A 611-nucleotide genomic window follows, 5' to 3' on the forward strand; every position below is an offset into this window, starting at 1 on the left:
CCCCACGTCGTGCTGGTCGCCGGCGCCGCGCACCACCAGCACGACGTGGGGCTCGTCGGGGTCCAGCCGGCGGCCCCGGGCCCGAGCGGTCCGGCTCGCCAGATCGCCCCTTCCGGTCATCAGGTCGGAGACGAGGTCGGACGAGGCACGCTGCTCGTCGTCCGCCTCGGCCCGCGCGAACAGCAGGATCAAAGCGGTGACGAGCGCGGCGCGCTCGATGGTGCGTTCGTCCGCGTCGTCGAGGTCGCCGCCTCGCTCGAGCACGAGAGTCCCCAGCACCTCCGGTCCCGCGGACACGGTGACGGCCCAACGGGAACCGTCGCGGGCGAGCCGGCCGGTGGCGTGCGTGGCGCTGACCACGTCGAGCATGGACGGCGGGCACGTGTCGTCGGTGCTCTCGGCGTCGAGGAAGGTGACCGAGGCGTCCAGCAGGTCGCCGAGTGCGGCCGTGAGGTCCTCCACCCCACCTCCTGCCAGGACGATCTTGGTGAAGCTGTCGTGGGCGGCGGCGGCCCGCTCGACCCCGGCGGTGTAGCGGCCCACCGTCTCGTGGGCGGCGGACAGCGCCGCCAGGGCCTGGGTGGTCTCCGCCGCCGCGCGCGTCTGGACGA

Annotated in this window: 1 pseudogene; it reads right to left on the reverse strand. The window is 74.6% G+C overall.

Going from position 1 to position 611, the window contains the following annotated elements:
- A pseudogene (locus FRW57_RS23805) lies at window positions 1–611 on the reverse strand (helix-turn-helix domain-containing protein); the annotation flags it as partial.

It is taken from the genome of Segeticoccus rhizosphaerae, from assembly GCF_009192725.1.
GTDB lineage: Bacteria > Actinomycetota > Actinomycetes > Actinomycetales > Dermatophilaceae > Segeticoccus > Segeticoccus rhizosphaerae.